General features: G+C 65.5%; 16 protein-coding genes. 10 read left to right on the top strand and 6 right to left on the bottom strand.

Annotated elements, in window-relative coordinates; genetic code table 11:
- Positions 1-169 precede the first annotated feature (169 nt).
- Positions 170-919, top strand: a complete 750-nt coding sequence (locus GEM_RS12230) for an electron transfer flavoprotein subunit beta/FixA family protein (RefSeq protein ID WP_014897713.1) — start codon at positions 170-172, stop codon at positions 917-919.
- Between the two features lie 16 nt (positions 920-935).
- Positions 936-1,871, top strand: a complete 936-nt coding sequence (locus GEM_RS12225) for an electron transfer flavoprotein subunit alpha/FixB family protein (RefSeq protein WP_014897712.1) — start codon at positions 936-938, stop codon at positions 1,869-1,871.
- A 312-nt stretch (positions 1,872-2,183) separates the two neighbouring features.
- Here GEM_RS12225 and GEM_RS12220 read toward each other — a convergent pair whose 3' ends face one another.
- Positions 2,184-3,470 (bottom strand): D-amino acid dehydrogenase, encoded by a 1,287-nt coding sequence (locus tag GEM_RS12220; protein ID WP_014897711.1) that lies wholly within the window; start codon positions 3,468-3,470, stop codon positions 2,184-2,186.
- A 145-nt stretch (positions 3,471-3,615) separates the two neighbouring features.
- On the opposite strand from GEM_RS12220, the gene GEM_RS12215 reads away from it, so the two are divergent.
- Positions 3,616-4,104 (top strand): Lrp/AsnC ligand binding domain-containing protein, encoded by a 489-nt coding sequence (locus tag GEM_RS12215; protein WP_014897710.1) that lies wholly within the window; start codon positions 3,616-3,618, stop codon positions 4,102-4,104.
- A gap of 103 nt (positions 4,105-4,207) precedes the next feature.
- Positions 4,208-5,386 carry a PA0069 family radical SAM protein gene (locus tag GEM_RS12210; RefSeq protein ID WP_014897709.1) on the top strand — a complete coding sequence of 393 codons (1,179 nt, stop codon included), beginning with the start codon at positions 4,208-4,210 and terminating at the stop codon, positions 5,384-5,386.
- Positions 5,387-5,403: 17 nt separating this feature from the next.
- Here GEM_RS12210 and GEM_RS12205 read toward each other — a convergent pair whose 3' ends face one another.
- Positions 5,404-5,871, bottom strand: coding sequence for an NINE protein (locus tag GEM_RS12205; RefSeq protein WP_014897708.1), 468 nt, complete (start codon positions 5,869-5,871; stop codon positions 5,404-5,406).
- Between the two features lie 107 nt (positions 5,872-5,978).
- The gene (locus tag GEM_RS12200; RefSeq protein ID WP_014897707.1) at positions 5,979-7,118 is read right to left on the bottom strand and encodes a PQQ-dependent sugar dehydrogenase; all 1,140 of its coding nucleotides are present in this window, start codon (positions 7,116-7,118) and stop codon (positions 5,979-5,981) included.
- A 153-nt stretch (positions 7,119-7,271) separates the two neighbouring features.
- On the opposite strand from GEM_RS12200, the gene rpsP reads away from it, so the two are divergent.
- From rpsP to GEM_RS12170, 6 genes are all read left to right on the top strand, one after another.
- Positions 7,272-7,526 (top strand): 30S ribosomal protein S16, encoded by a 255-nt coding sequence (rpsP, locus tag GEM_RS12195; RefSeq protein WP_006400702.1) that lies wholly within the window; start codon positions 7,272-7,274, stop codon positions 7,524-7,526.
- A 42-nt stretch (positions 7,527-7,568) separates the two neighbouring features.
- A complete protein-coding gene (gene rimM, locus GEM_RS12190) occupies positions 7,569-8,246 on the top strand; it encodes a ribosome maturation factor RimM (RefSeq protein ID WP_014897706.1) in 678 nt (225 codons plus the stop codon).
- The gene (trmD, locus tag GEM_RS12185) at positions 8,247-9,041 is read left to right on the top strand and encodes a tRNA (guanosine(37)-N1)-methyltransferase TrmD (RefSeq protein ID WP_014897705.1); all 795 of its coding nucleotides are present in this window, start codon (positions 8,247-8,249) and stop codon (positions 9,039-9,041) included.
- A 133-nt stretch (positions 9,042-9,174) separates the two neighbouring features.
- Complete coding sequence (gene rplS, locus GEM_RS12180) at positions 9,175-9,567, top strand: 50S ribosomal protein L19 (protein WP_006761288.1); 393 nt, start codon at positions 9,175-9,177, stop codon at positions 9,565-9,567.
- An 87-nt stretch (positions 9,568-9,654) separates the two neighbouring features.
- A complete protein-coding gene (locus tag GEM_RS12175) occupies positions 9,655-10,341 on the top strand; it encodes a CoA pyrophosphatase (RefSeq protein WP_014897704.1) in 687 nt (228 codons plus the stop codon).
- Between the two features lie 120 nt (positions 10,342-10,461).
- A complete protein-coding gene (locus tag GEM_RS12170; RefSeq protein ID WP_014897703.1) occupies positions 10,462-11,400 on the top strand; it encodes a CobD/CbiB family protein in 939 nt (312 codons plus the stop codon).
- Between the two features lie 77 nt (positions 11,401-11,477).
- Here GEM_RS12170 and GEM_RS12165 read toward each other — a convergent pair whose 3' ends face one another.
- From GEM_RS12165 to GEM_RS12155, 3 genes are all read right to left on the bottom strand, one after another.
- Positions 11,478-11,795, bottom strand: a complete 318-nt coding sequence (locus GEM_RS12165; RefSeq protein WP_014897702.1) for a putative signal transducing protein — start codon at positions 11,793-11,795, stop codon at positions 11,478-11,480.
- A 62-nt stretch (positions 11,796-11,857) separates the two neighbouring features.
- The gene (gene rsgA / locus GEM_RS12160) at positions 11,858-12,799 is read right to left on the bottom strand and encodes a ribosome small subunit-dependent GTPase A (RefSeq protein WP_014897701.1); all 942 of its coding nucleotides are present in this window, start codon (positions 12,797-12,799) and stop codon (positions 11,858-11,860) included.
- Entirely contained in the window at positions 12,796-14,055 is a 1,260-nt protein-coding gene (locus GEM_RS12155; protein WP_014897700.1) for a M48 family metallopeptidase, read from the bottom strand. Before GEM_RS12155 ends, rsgA begins: the two co-directional genes overlap by 4 nt.
- Positions 14,056-14,090 lie beyond the last annotated feature (35 nt).

Here is a 14,090-nt window from a genome sequence, read left to right as displayed (position 1 = left end):
GCGTCCGGGTTTTTTCTCTTTTAAAATAGAACGACCGTTCGCTATTGCCGGTGCGCCGAGGAGGCGCGCTATGCTCGATAGCCGCATAGATTGGTCCGCTTGGCCGCGCAGTCACGAGGCCTCGCTATAAAATGGCCTCTGGTCGTATTCGTAACTTTGGAGCGTGTGCATGAAAATCCTGGTGCCAGTGAAAAGAGTGGTCGATTACAACGTGAAGGTCCGCGTGAAGTCGGACAACACGGGCGTCGACATCGCGAACGTGAAGATGTCGATGAACCCGTTCGACGAAATCGCGGTGGAAGAAGCGGTGCGCCTGAAGGAAGCGGGCGTCGCGACCGAAGTGATCGCGGTGTCGGTGGGTGTGACGCAGGCGCAGGAAACGCTGCGTACGGCGCTGGCGATCGGCGCGGATCGCGCGATCCTCGTCGAGTCGAACGACAGCGTCGAGCCGCTGGCCGTCGCGAAGATCCTGAAAGCGCTGGTCGACAAGGAGCAGCCGCAACTGGTGATCCTCGGCAAGCAGGCGATCGACGACGATTCGAACCAGACGGGCCAGATGCTGGCTGCGCTGGCAGGGCTGCCGCAAGCGACGTTCGCGTCGAAGGTGACGATCGCCGACGGCAAGGCAACCGTCGCACGTGAAGTCGACGGTGGCGCGGAAACGCTGTCGCTGACGCTGCCGGCAGTGGTCACGACCGACCTGCGCCTGAACGAGCCGCGCTACGTAACGCTGCCGAACATCATGAAGGCGAAGAAGAAGCCGCTGGAAACGGTGAAGCCGGAAGACCTGGGCGTGGACGTCGCGCCGCGTCTGAAGACGCTGAAGGTGGTCGAGCCGCCGAAGCGCGCAGCCGGCGTGAAGGTGCCGGACGTGAAGACGCTGGTCGAGAAGCTGAAGACCGAAGCCAAGGTGCTGTAAGAGGGAGCGGAAAGAAATGACGATTCTGGTGATTGCAGAACACGACAACGCGTCGATCAAGGCCGCGACGCTGAACACGGTGGCAGCGGCGGCGAAGATCGGCGGTGACATTCACGTGCTGGTCGCGGGCCACAACGCGCAAGCGGCGGCCGACGCAGCGGCGAAGATCGCAGGTGTTTCGAAGGTGCTGCTGGCCGACGCGCCGCAACTGGCCGCAGGCCTGGCGGAAAACGTCGAAGCGACCGCGCTGAACATCGCGAAGGACTATTCGCACATCCTCGCGCCGGCGACGGCATACGGCAAGAACATCGCACCGCGTATCGCCGCGAAGCTGGACGTCGCGCAGATCTCGGACATCACGGCAGTCGATTCTGCCGATACGTTCGAGCGCCCGATCTACGCAGGCAACGCGATCGCGACGGTGCAGTCGAGCGACCCGATCAAGGTCATCACGGTGCGCGCGACGGGCTTCGACCCGGTAGCGGCCGAAGGCGGCAGTGCGGCGGTCGAGAAGATCGAAGCGGCGGCCGATGCGGGCAAGTCGCAATTCGTGAGCCGTGAAGTGACGAAGCTGGACCGTCCGGAACTCACCAGCGCGAAGATCATCGTGTCGGGCGGCCGCGGTCTGGGCAGCGGCGAGAACTACACGAAGGTGCTGGAGCCGCTGGCGGACAAGCTGTCGGCAGCGCTCGGCGCGTCGCGCGCGGCAGTCGACGCCGGCTACGTGCCGAACGACTACCAGGTCGGGCAGACCGGCAAGATCGTCGCACCGCAGCTGTACATCGCGGTCGGTATCTCGGGTGCGATCCAGCATCTGGCCGGCATGAAGGATTCGAAGGTGATCGTCGCGATCAACAAGGATCCGGAAGCGCCGATCTTCAGCGTGGCCGACTACGGTCTCGTCGGTGATCTGTTCGCGCTCGTGCCGGAGCTCGTGAGCGAGCTCGGCTGACGCGGCGTGCCGCTTCAGCGGTAAGCACGCTAGACGAGGGGCGCGACGAGCGCCCCTTTTTTTGCCATGAGCAGAAGAGGGAGGGCGTGTTTCGACGTGAAGATCGCGAATGCGCGATGCGATGCGGAACATGTTGTCGTGCAGGCAGTCGATGAAGCGTCGATCGTCGACGCAGGGCAGCGGGAGCGTGCTCGCGTCGATGGACCCGCGGCGCTGATTCAGCGATGCCTTCGCTGAAACGAAGAAAGGCGCCCCACGGGGCGCCTTTCCTTTTGATGCCGACCGGCCCGCACCGCTGCGGGCCGGCGCGACTTATGCGTATGCCGGGCGCGTCTGGCCTGCCACGTCCTTCAGATAGCGGTGGACCGACAGGTCGTCGGCCTGGATCGCCGGCTTCTTCCCCGAGATCAGATCGGCGAGCAGTTGGCCCGAGCCGCACGACATCGTCCAGCCGAGCGTGCCGTGTCCGGTGTTCAGGAACAGGTTCGAGACCGGTGTGCGACCGACGATCGGCGTGCCGTCCGGCGTCATCGGGCGCAGGCCCGTCCAGAACGTCGCCTTGGACGTATCGCCGCCGCCCGGGAACAGGTCGTTCACGCACATTTCGAGCGTTTCACGGCGTGCCGCGCGCAGGTTCTTGTCGAAGCCGACGATCTCCGCCATGCCGCCGACGCGGATGCGATCGTCGAAGCGCGTGATCGCGATCTTGTAGGTTTCGTCGAGCACCGTCGACACCGGGGCAGCCGCCTGGTTGACGATCGGTGCGGTGATCGAATAGCCCTTCAGCGGATAGACGGGGATCTTCATCAGGTTCGAGATGAAGCTCGTCGAATACGAGCCGAGCGCAACGACGTACGCATCCGCGCGTACCGTCTCGCTGCCGCACTGCACGCCGGCGATCTTGCCGCCCGCGATCGCGAGCGCGTCGATCGGCGTGTTGTAACGGAACTTCACGCCGAGCGATTCGGCGAGCGCCGCGAGGCGCGTCGTGAACAGTTGGCAGTCGCCCGTTTCGTCGCCCGGCAGGCGCAGGCCGCCCGTCAGCTTGTGCGATACGGCCGCGAGCGCGGGTTCGGCATGCTTCAGCTCGGCCGGCGACAGCAGTTCGAACGGCACATTCGCTTCCTGCAGCACCGCGATGTCCTTCGCCGCGCCGTCGAGTTGCTGTTGCGTGCGGAACAGCTGCAGCGTGCCGCCCGTGCGCCCTTCGTACTGGATGCCGGTGTCGGCGCGCAGCGCCTGCAGGCAATCGCGGCTGTATTCGGCGAGGCGGACCATGCGGCCCTTGTTGACTGCATAGCGTTCCGCCGTGCAGTTGCGCAGCATCTGCCACATCCACTGGAGCTGGAAGCGCGTGCCGTCGAGGCGGATCGCGAGCGGCGCGTGCTTTTCGAACATCCACTTGACAGCCTTCAGCGGCACGCCCGGCGCGGCCCACGGCGCAGCATAGCCGGGCGAGATCTGGCCCGCGTTTGCGAAGCTCGTCTCGAGTGCCGGCCCGGCTTCCCGGTCGATCACCGTGACTTCATGACCGGCGCGCGCGAGGTAATACGCGCTTGCCACGCCCACCACACCGCTGCCCAGAATGACGACTCGCATAGCTGCTCCAGATGGAAGGGACCAGATCGAGGCCGGGCGCACCTGCGTCTCCGTGTAACCTCTAGCTGATCTAGTTTTTTGCGCTATGGTATTGTCGAATGTGTAGGTTTTGTTATCGTATTTTTCAGGTTTTCAGAATAAACAAATGAGAACGCAACGCCAGCCAGTACGCTCGCTCGACAAGCTCGACCGCCGCATCCTCAAACTGCTCCAGGACGACGGCCGGATGGCGATGAAGGACCTGGCGGAACAGGTCGGGCTGACCGTGACGCCGTGCATCGAACGCGTGCGGCGCATGGAGCGGGACGGCGTCATCACCGGCTATCACGCGCGCGTCGACCCGAGCCAGCTCGGCGCGGCGCTGCTGGTGTTCGTCGAGATCACGCTCGGCCACAAGGGCGGCAACATGTTCGAGCAGTTCCGGCGCGAAGTGATGAAGATCGACGAGGTGCTCGAATGCCATCTCGTGTCGGGGGACTTCGACTACCTGATCAAGGCGCGGATCGGCGAGATGGCCGACTACCGCAAGCTGCTCGGCGACATCCTGTTGCAACTGCCCGGCGCGGTGCAGTCGAAGAGCTATGTCGTGATGGAGGAAATCAAGGAGACGCTGACGATTTCGGTCGGCGAATGACCGCCGCGGCGGCCCGCTGCCGGGCCGCTTGTCGGTCCCCTCATCTCGCCCTTGGCACGCTGCACCCAATACTGTATAAATATACAGTATTGGGTGCAGGCGAATGGGTGAGCGCATGGATGGTCGGTCCGACAACGAATTTCCGATAGCGCCGCCCGCGCCCCGCAAGGGGCGCGGCGCGGTCGACAACCTGCAGGGGCGGTATGAAACGGCGCTGCGCGAGGCGGTCGACGATGGCTGGACGCACGAATCCAACGATGCCGAGCTACCCGCTCCGCTGCGCACTCAGGTGTTCGAGGAGCGCGCAAAGAGCATCCTGACGCACAACCAGTCGCCGGACATTCCGTTCAGCGTGTCGCTCAATCCGTATCGCGGCTGCGAGCATGGCTGCATCTATTGCTTTGCGCGACCGACCCACAGTTATCTCGGGCTGTCGCCCGGGCTCGATTTCGAGAGCCGCATTTATGCGAAGGTCAATGCGGCCGAACTCCTCGAGCGCGAGATCTCGCGGAAGCGTTACGTGCCGGAACCGATCGCGCTCGGCGTCAACACCGACGCATACCAGCCGGTCGAGCGCGATCTGCGCATCACGCGCAGCGTGATCCAGGTCATGCACGACCACGGGCTGCCGTTTGCCGCGATCACGAAATCGTCGCTGATCGAGCGCGATCTCGACCTGCTTGCCCCGATGGCCGAGCGCGGGCAGGTGATGGCCGCGGTCACGATCACGACCCTCGACGCCGATCTCGCGCGCACGCTCGAGCCGCGGGCGGCGACGCCGGCGCGCCGTCTGCGTACGATTCGCGCGCTGCGCGACGCAGGCGTGCCGGTTGGCGTGAGCATTGCACCGATGATCCCATTCGTCACCGAGCCCGACATGGAGCGCGTGCTGGAAGCCTGTGCGGACGCCGGCGCGACGCATGCGAGCTACATCATCCTGCGGCTGCCGTGGGAGGTGGCGCCGCTGTTCAAGAACTGGCTCTCCGCCCATTTTCCCGATCGCGCGGAGCGCGTGATGAACCGTGTGCGCGACATGCGCGGCGGGAAGGACTACGACTCGGATTTCTCGAAGCGGATGAAGGGGGAGGGGATCTGGGCCGACCTGTTGCGGCAACGTTTCCGCCAGGCCGTGAAGCGGCTCGGGTTGAACGAGCGCACGAACGGCATTCTCGATCTGTCGCAGTTTCGCGGCGCGCCGGCGCCCGGGCCGGCAACGCAGCGCAGCGCGGCGGGCGCAACCGGCGCGAAGTCGCGTGACGACATGCAGTTGAGCCTGTTCTGAACGACGCGCGCCGGCGCTTACTGCGAAATCTGCTTTGCCGCTTCCACTTGCGATTCGAAATACGTCTGGAACGACAGTGCAAGCGCGGTCATCAGCAGGAACGCGCCGATCAGCAGCGAGAAGATCACGATGAAGATCACCGTCCAGCCGGACCGGCTGTGCTTGCCCGTGTCGGCATTGAATTGCGCGTCCCATTTCTCGTCGGGGCGCAACCCGTAGACGAGCGCGGCGAGGAAGGCGGCCAGCAGCGAGATCGCACCGGGCACGGCGAGCCACCAGCCGAGGCTGGCACTGCGCTGGGTCGCGGCGAGCAGCAGGAAACCCGGGATACCGACGATCGTCGCGAGCAGGTGTGCCCAGCCGTACACGTCGCGAAAGCCGTACAGGTAGAAGCGGTGCGCGCCGAGCGACCCGAACAGGAACGCGAAGGCGGCGGTGAGCGTCTTGGAGCGAAAGCGGCGGGACGGTGCGGTGCTGCTGGACATGGGTGGCGGCGGATTGTCGTTGGCATGGGCGGCCGGCAGGCCGGCGGGCGCTCGGCCCGGCACGCATTCTACGATGCCCGGTCGGGCCCGGTCACGCCTCGTCTGCGTCAAGGTGCCGCATAGGTGATGCGGTAGATGGCGCCGGCGTAGTCGTCGCTGACGAGCAGCGAGCCGTCCGGCAGCGGCAGCACGTCGGCGGGGCGGCCCCATACGCTGCCGTTCGCGCGCAGCCAGCCCGTGATGAACGGCGTCTCGCGTGCGTGGCTGCCGTCGGCCGACACGACGGCGCGCATCACGCGATAGCCGACTTTCGTGCTGCGGTTCCACGAGCCGTGCTCGGCAATGAATACGTTGTTGCGATACGACGCCGGAAACATCGGCCCCGTATAGAAGCGCATGCCGAGTGCCGCGACGTGCGCGCCGAGTTTCAGCACGGGCGGCACATAGCGGCGGCACACGTCGGGGCTGCCGAATTCGGGGTCGGGCGTGTCGCCACCATGGCAGTATGGAAAACCGAAGTCGAGGCTCGCGCGCGGGGCGCGGTTCAGCTTGTCGTCGGGCACGTCGTCGCCCATCAAGTCGCGTCCGTTGTCGGTGAACCACAGCTCGCCCGAGTCGGGGTGCCATGCAAAGCCGACGGTATTGCGCACGCCGCGGGCGAATACCTCGCGCCCGCTGCCGTCCGCGTTCATACGTGCGATGATCGCGTAGCGGCTGCGATCGGCGAGGCATACGTTGCATGGCGCGCCGGTCGGAACGTAAAGCTTGCCGTCGGGGCCGAACGCGATGAATTTCCAGCCGTGGTGGTGCTCGGTCGGCAGTGCGTCGGTCACGACCACCGGCTCCGGCGGCTTCGCGAGCCGGTCGTCGATGTGGTCGAGGCGCAGGATGCGCGACACCGCGGATACATAGAGCGCGCCGTCGCGATAGGCAACGCCGACGGGCATGTCGAGCCCGGCCGCGATCACGTAGCGGGCACTGATCCGTCCCTCGTGCATCACGAACGCATGCACGCGGCCTTCCCGGGTGCCGACATACAGGATCCCGCGCGGCGACCATGCCATTTCACGGGCGGCCGGCACGGCGTCGGTCAGTACGTCCACATGGAAGCCGGGCGGCACGACGAGTTCGTCCACCGGCGGTGCGGCGCCAGCCGCGGCGGCTGCGAGGCAGGTGACGAGGCCGGCCAGCCCGCCCGCGAGGCGGTGCTGCACGCGGTGCGCCGAGGCGACGCGAAGTAGCGGCATGGCGGCGGGGAGTGTCGTGAACACGACGATTGTATGCCCGGTGCGCAGGGCATCCGTGGAATTTTTGCGCGTAAGTGTTTGTTGTAGCTTTGGTTTCCGGCTATAATCGCACGTTTCAGTAGTTTCGAACCCGGTTTTCCCGAAGGATTTCATATGGTTATCATCCGTCTGGCTCGCGGCGGCTCGAAGAAGCGCCCGTTCTACAACATCGTTGCTACCGATTCGCGCAACCGTCGTGACGGCCGCTTCATCGAGCGCGTCGGCTTCTACAACCCGGTTGCTACGAAGGGCGAAGCCCTGCGTATCGCTCAGGACCGCCTGACGTACTGGCAAGGTGTTGGCGCGCAACTGTCGCCGACCGTCCAGCGTCTCGTGAAGGAAGCGCAAAAGGCGCAGCCGGCTGCCTAACATGGCGCGGTGTGCCGGTCGTGCCGGCTGCAAGGAGCATTGATGTCCGGTCACGATTCCGGTAACGCAAGGCGCGGGCGAGCGTCGTTTGGCGCTTTCGTCCGCAAGCCGGTCGAGCGCGACGTTGTCGCGAGCGCCGGTACGGCTGCCGAACAGGGCGGCCTCGAAGCTGTGCAAGCCTGGCCCGATGATGCTGTCGAGGTCGGGGCGGTGGTCGATGCCTATGGCCTGAAGGGCTGGGTCAAGGTGGCCACGCACGCCGACGCAGGTCGCGGCGGCGATGCGTTGCTCAAGGCTCGCCGCTGGTGGCTTGAAAGGGGTGGGGAGCGGTTATCCGCCCGCATCCTGCAGTCGAAGACGCACGGCGACACGGTCGTCGCGCAATCCGCGGGTGTCAACGACCGCGATGCCGCGCTCGCTTTGCGCGGTTTTCGCGTGTTCGTGCGCCGGGAAGATTTCCCGGCATTGGCCGCGGACGAATTCTATTGGGTCGACCTGATCGGTCTCGAGGTCGTCAACGAGCAATCGGTGGCGCTCGGGAAGGTGAGCGGGATGATCGACAACAGCGCGCATTCGATCATGCGCGTCGAGTATCCGACAGTCGGCAAGGACGGTCAGCCGGCCACGGCTGAACGGCTGATTCCGTTCGTGGGCGTCTACGTCAAAACGGTGGATCAGGCGGCACGTCGCATTGTCGTCGACTGGGAAGCCGATTACTAAATGAACCAGGTTACGCAGAGCGCGGTGCAGTTCGACGTTGTCACGCTCTTTCCCGAAATGTTCCGTGCACTGACCGACTGGGGCATCACCAGTCGGGCGGTGAAGCAGGGGCGCTTCGGGCTGCGCACTTGGAATCCGCGTGATTTCACGACGGACAACTACCGCACGGTCGATGATCGTCCGTACGGCGGTGGTCCGGGCATGGTGATGCTGGCCAGGCCGCTCGAGGCTGCGATCGATGCTGCGAAGGCGGCGCAGGCGGAGCAGGGCGTTGCGACCACGCGCGTGGTGATGATGTCGCCGCAGGGGGCGCCGTTCACGCACGAACGTGCGATGCGGATGGCGCAGGAGCCGGGCGTCGTCTTGCTGTGCGGTCGCTACGAGGCGATCGACCAGCGCCTGCTCGACCGTTGCGTCGACGAGGAAATCAGCCTCGGCGATTTCGTTCTGTCCGGGGGCGAACTGCCGGCGATGGCGATGATGGATGCCGTCGTGCGCCTGCTGCCCGGCGTGCTGAACGATGCGCAGTCGGCCGTGCAGGACAGCTTCGTCGACGGGCTGCTCGATTGTCCGCATTACACGCGCCCCGAGGAGTACGAGGGGATGCGCGTGCCGGACGTGCTGCTCGGCGGGCATCATGCCGAGATCGAGCGGTGGCGGCGCCAGGAAGCATTGAAGAATACGTTGCGGAAGCGGCCGGACCTGATCGTCCGGGCGCGCCGCGAGAAGTTGTTGAGCCGTGCCGACGAGGCATGGCTTGCGAACCTCGCACGCGAAGCGAAGAACGCCTCCTGAGGCGGCGTCGCGGGCGGGATATGGCGGTGCCGTGCATGCGTGCGCGGTGCCTGATGTGAATCCATCCTCTATCGGGGCCAGGCCTGGAAGCAGGCGGGTGCCAACGCCGACACGATGGCATAAGGAGTCAGTAATGAATCTGATCGCAAAACTTGAGCAGGAAGAGATCGAGCGCGCGCTCGCCGGCAAGACGATCCCCGAATTCGCCCCGGGCGACACGGTGATCGTGAACGTGAACGTGGTTGAAGGTACCCGCAAGCGCGTTCAGGCTTACGAAGGCGTCGTGATCGCGATTCGCAACCGTGGCCTGAACTCGAACTTCATCGTCCGCAAGATCTCGTCGGGCGAAGGCGTCGAGCGTACGTTCCAGACCTACTCGCCGCTGCTGGCGAGCATCGTCGTGAAGCGTCGCGGTGATGTGCGTCGCGCGAAGCTGTACTACCTGCGCGAGCGTTCGGGCAAGTCGGCTCGAATCAAGGAAAAGCTGGTGTCGAAGGATCGCACCGCAGCAGCTTCCCAAGAGTAAGAGCTGTAAGGAAAAAGCACCCTCCCGGGTGCTTTTTTCATTCTGGCGCGACAATATGCTCGATACGACACGAACCCGAGAGTCCCATTGAATCGCCGCCCCATCATTGATCCCGAAGTGCTGCCGGTCGAAGGCACCGGCGCCGGCCTGCCATCCATCGATGCGCGCCTGATGACGCCGTCGGGGTTGCGCGAACGTTTCGCGCGCACGCTCGAGTGGAGTGTCGAACCCGACGAGGTACGGCTGCAGGAGGGTGTCGATCCGCGCAGCGCTGCCGTTCTCGTGCCGGTCGTCGTTCGCGAATCCGGCCTCACCGTGCTGCTGACCCAGCGCGCGGATCACCTGAACGACCATGCCGGGCAGATCAGCTTCCCCGGCGGTCGTCGCGAGCCGTTCGATCGCGACACGACGGCCACCGCGTTGCGCGAGGCGAAGGAAGAAATCGGGCTGGCCGCGGAGCGGGTCGAAATCCTAGGTGCGCTGCCCGACTACCTGACGGGCACCGGCTTCTGCGTGGCGCCGGTCGTGGGGCTCGTGCATCCGCCGTTTACCGTACAGGCCGATACGTTCGAAGTCGCCGAGATTTTCGAGGTGCCGCTCGCGTTCCTGATGAGCCCCGCGAATCACCAGGTCCGCGTGTTCCGCTGGGAAGGCGGCGAGCGTCGTTTTTTTGCGATGCCCTATCCGAATGGCGAATCGGCCGGGCATTACTTCATCTGGGGCGCAACTGCCGGCATGTTGCGCAATCTGTACCGCTTCTTGGCAGCCGGATAACATCCCGCGTCGTCCCTCGCACGCGGCCGGGCGGCGGGCGGGCGCGTCGTCAGCCATGCGCCGCTTACGCTGTGCTATCGTTATGCAAAAAATGACATAACTCCGAAGACGGCGCCACGCATGACTTTCTTTTCGGTTCTCCTCGCTCTCATCATTGAACAGGTCCGCGCGTTGTCGCCGAGCAATCCGGTGTTTGCGCTGTTCCAGTTTCACGCGGAAACCGTCGCGCATGGTCTCGACGCCGGCAAGCAGAAGCACGGCGTGCTCGCATGGCTCGCGGTCGTGCTGCCGTGGGTGCTGATTGTCGCGCTGATCTATTTCCTGCTGTACAAGGTGAGCTTCGTGCTCGCGTTCCTCTGGAACGTCGCCGTCGTGTATTTCACGCTCGGCTTCCGCCAGTTCAGCCACTATTTCACCGACATTCATCTCGCGCTCAACAACGATGACGTGCCGCGCGCGCGCGAAATCCTGCACGAGTGGACGGGCCTCGACACGGTCGACATGCCGGTCGGCGAAATCGTCCGTCATACGCTGATTCATGCGGTGGTCGCTTCGCATCGCCATGTGTTCGGCGTGTTCTTCTGGTACGTGCTGCCGATCGGTCCGGCTGGCGCCGTGCTGTATCGCATCTCCGAATATCTCGCGCGCAGCTGGTCGACGCCGGGCGACGATCGCACCGCCGCATTCTCGACGTTCGCGCAGCGCGCGTTCTTCGTGATCGACTGGATTCCGTCGCGACTGACCGCGCTCGGCTTCGCGATCGTCGGCAACTTCGAGGACGCGATCTACGCGTGGCGCAATCACACGCGCCAGTGGCCCGACCCGAACGACGGCGTGCTGCTGGCGGCCGGTAGCGGCGCGCTCGGTGCGCGTCTCGCGGGGCCGCTCGCGGAGCCGTCGAGCCTCGACGCGCTGGCGGTTGGCGACAGCGGCCCGTTGACGGTCGGTGACGATTGCACGCCGCGCACGCTGCAGTCGGCGGTCGGGCTGGTCTGGCGCGCCGTGATCCTGTGGATGATCCTGCTGCTGATGCTGACGCTGGCCGTTTGGGTATCGTGACGCGGCAACGCAGCGCCCGATGAAATGAAAAGGCCGGCTCGATGCCGGCCTTTTCGCTGTGGGTCAGGTCAGTCCGTTCAGTCGTCGAGCGGATCGCGCACGGCGCCGCATTGCCAGCAGGCGGTGAACTGGGCCTCGAGCGCCTCGCCGCACTGGCGGCAGCGCCACGGCGCGGCGCCGGTCGACGGGCCGTGTGACGCGGCATCGAGGAGCCGCCGCGCGAGCGCATCGTCGCGCTCGTCGTCGAGCCACAACTCGGGGGTACACGCGTCGGCGGGCAGGCCGCCCAGCGCGCCGGTCGCGTAGCAGTTATGCAGCTCGCAACCGATGCCGGCCACCTGCAGGACATTGGCCCAATGCTGCGCGGTCGCGAGATCGGGTGCCTTGAAACGCATCGCGGCTCCTGTCGGTGAAGGCCGGACCGATCCGGCCCGGCCGCCTGCCGTCCGCCGCGTGGTCAGCGGACGATCTGGCTTGCCTCGTGCACGAGCTGGGCGTAAAGCGCATGCCGCGACGGCGCAATACGGCCGTCGGCAACGGCTTCGAGAATCGCGCAGCCGGGTTCGTGCAGATGATGGCAATTATAGAAACGGCAGTCCGCGAGCAGTGGCCGGAACTCGGGGAACGCGCGCTCGAGACGGCCTTCCGTCAGGTGATAGAGGCCGAATTCCTGGAAACCGGGCGAATCGATCAGCGCGCCACCGCCTTCCAGCGGATAGAGGCGCGTGAACGTCGTCGTGTGGCGGCCGCTGTTGAGCGCGGCCGAGATTTCGCGGGTCGCGGCCTCGGCATCGGGCACGAGCAGGTTCACGAGCGTCGACTTGCCCATCCCGGACTGGCCGAGCAGGATCGTCGAATGGCCGGCAAGGTGCGGCATCAGCTGCGCACGCGCATCGTCGGGCGAACCTTTCACCGACAGTTCGAGCACGTCGTAACCGAGCGCGCGGTAGGGCGCGAGGCGCTCGCGGGCGACCGGCAGCGCGGCCTCGACGTCGATCTTGTTCAGCACGACCAGCGGCTTCAGTTCGTTCGCGTCGGCCGCGATCAGCGCGCGGCCGAGCAGGTCTTCGCTGAAATAGGGCTCGGTCGCCAGCACGATCAGCAACTGGTCGAGGTTGGCTGCGAACAGCTTCGACTTGAACTGATCGGAACGGTACAGCAGGTTGCGCCGCTCGCCGATCTCGACGATCACGCCCTGATCGGCCGATGCGTGTTCGTACACGACGCGGTCGCCGACCGCGATGTCGCTCTTCTTGCCGCGCGGGAAGCACTGCAGCATCGGGCCGCCGTCGTCGGGCGCGACGATGTAGTGGCGACCGTGCGCCGCGATCACGCGGCCTTCGACACGCGGCGCGCCCGACGCGCGCGGGGCCGGCTTGCGGGAGGTCGGCCGGCTCATGCGTGCTGCATCAGGCGGTCGATCCGCTGCGAGGCGGGCGGATGCGAGTAGTAGAAGGCCGTGTAGACGGGGTCCGGCGTGAGCGTCGACGCGTTGTCCTCGTAAAGCTTCACGAGCGCGCTGACGAGATCCTGTGCGTCGGTCTGGCTGGCCGCGAACGCGTCGGCCTCGAATTCATGCTTACGCGACGTGAGGCTGCTGACCGGCGTGGCGAAGAACAGGAACACGGGGATCGCGAGGAAGAACAGCACGAGCGCGGCGCCCGCGTTGCTCGTGTCGAGCGACGGCGTGACGCCGAGCCCCGTATAGAACCAGGTGCGCTGCGCGAGCCAGCCGAGCAGCGCGAGCAGCACGAGGCTCAGCACGAACGACACGAGCATCCGCTTCATCACGTGGCGGCGCTTGAAGTGGCCGAGTTCGTGCGCGAGCACGGCTTCGATTTCCTGGCCGGTCAGCCGCGCGAGCAGCGTGTCGAAGAACACGATTCGCTTCGATGCGCCGAAGCCCGTGAAGTATGCGTTGCCGTGCGCGGACCGGCGGCTGCCGTCCATCACGAACAGGCCCTTCGCTGCGAAGCCGCAACGCTTCATCAGCGACTCGATGCGCGTGCGCAGCGCGTCGTCCTTCAGCGGTTCGAACTTGTTGAAGATCGGCGCGATGAAGGTCGGGTAGATCAGCAGCACCAGCATCTGGAACGCGACCCAGACGATCCAGGTCCACAGCCACCACAGGCTGCCGGCCTGGTTCATCAGCCACAGCACGACGAACAGCAGCGGCAGGCCGAGCACGGCGCCGAGCAATGTGTTTTTCAGCATGTCGGTGAAGAACAGGCGCTTGGTCATCCGGTTGAAGCCGAAACGCTGCTCGATCCCGAACTGGCGGTAGTACTCGAACGGCACGTCGATCACGCCCGTGATCGCGAGGACGGCGGCGACGAGCGCGACCTGCTGCCCGTAGCCGCGGCCGAGCCAGCCCGTCAGCAGCGTGTCGAGCGCGCCTACGCCGCCGAGCAGCGTGAGGCCGACCAGCACGGCCGCGCTGACGACGATCTCGAGCATCGCCAGCCGTGTACGCTCGACCGTGTAGTCGGCCGCGCGCTGGTGGGCGGACAGCGGAATGGTGGCGCTGAACTGCGCGGGCACGCCGTTACGATGAGCGGCGACGAAGCGGATCTGCCGCGATGCAAGCCACAGCTTGGTGACGACCATCGCGAGCACGGCGATCGCGAACAGCAGGGTGAACGAAAAGGGTGACATCGAAGGCGCCAAAGGGTTCTATGCGAGAATTATAT

The organism is Burkholderia cepacia GG4 (assembly GCF_000292915.1).
Lineage (GTDB): Bacteria > Pseudomonadota > Gammaproteobacteria > Burkholderiales > Burkholderiaceae > Burkholderia > Burkholderia cepacia_D.
This window is presented reverse-complemented; position numbering and strand designations above follow the sequence as displayed.

What these genes read in the sequence shown, in the direction of transcription:
- GEM_RS12230 (WP_014897713.1), top strand. Translation starts at nt 170, where the DNA reads ATGAAAATCCTGGTGCCAGTGAAAAGAGTGGTCGATTACAACGTGAAG.
- GEM_RS12225 (WP_014897712.1), top strand. Translation starts at nt 936, where the DNA reads ATGACGATTCTGGTGATTGCAGAACACGACAACGCGTCGATCAAGGCC.
- GEM_RS12220 (WP_014897711.1), bottom strand. Translation starts at nt 3,470, where the DNA reads ATGCGAGTCGTCATTCTGGGCAGCGGTGTGGTGGGCGTGGCAAGCGCG.
- GEM_RS12215 (WP_014897710.1), top strand. Translation starts at nt 3,616, where the DNA reads ATGAGAACGCAACGCCAGCCAGTACGCTCGCTCGACAAGCTCGACCGC.
- GEM_RS12210 (WP_014897709.1), top strand. Translation starts at nt 4,208, where the DNA reads ATGGGTGAGCGCATGGATGGTCGGTCCGACAACGAATTTCCGATAGCG.
- GEM_RS12205 (WP_014897708.1), bottom strand. Translation starts at nt 5,871, where the DNA reads ATGTCCAGCAGCACCGCACCGTCCCGCCGCTTTCGCTCCAAGACGCTC.
- GEM_RS12200 (WP_014897707.1), bottom strand. Translation starts at nt 7,118, where the DNA reads ATGCCGCTACTTCGCGTCGCCTCGGCGCACCGCGTGCAGCACCGCCTC.
- rpsP (WP_006400702.1), top strand. Translation starts at nt 7,272, where the DNA reads ATGGTTATCATCCGTCTGGCTCGCGGCGGCTCGAAGAAGCGCCCGTTC.
- rimM (WP_014897706.1), top strand. Translation starts at nt 7,569, where the DNA reads ATGTCCGGTCACGATTCCGGTAACGCAAGGCGCGGGCGAGCGTCGTTT.
- trmD (WP_014897705.1), top strand. Translation starts at nt 8,247, where the DNA reads ATGAACCAGGTTACGCAGAGCGCGGTGCAGTTCGACGTTGTCACGCTC.
- rplS (WP_006761288.1), top strand. Translation starts at nt 9,175, where the DNA reads ATGAATCTGATCGCAAAACTTGAGCAGGAAGAGATCGAGCGCGCGCTC.
- GEM_RS12170 (WP_014897703.1), top strand. Translation starts at nt 10,462, where the DNA reads ATGACTTTCTTTTCGGTTCTCCTCGCTCTCATCATTGAACAGGTCCGC.
- GEM_RS12165 (WP_014897702.1), bottom strand. Translation starts at nt 11,795, where the DNA reads ATGCGTTTCAAGGCACCCGATCTCGCGACCGCGCAGCATTGGGCCAAT.
- rsgA (WP_014897701.1), bottom strand. Translation starts at nt 12,799, where the DNA reads ATGAGCCGGCCGACCTCCCGCAAGCCGGCCCCGCGCGCGTCGGGCGCG.
- GEM_RS12155 (WP_014897700.1), bottom strand. Translation starts at nt 14,055, where the DNA reads ATGTCACCCTTTTCGTTCACCCTGCTGTTCGCGATCGCCGTGCTCGCG.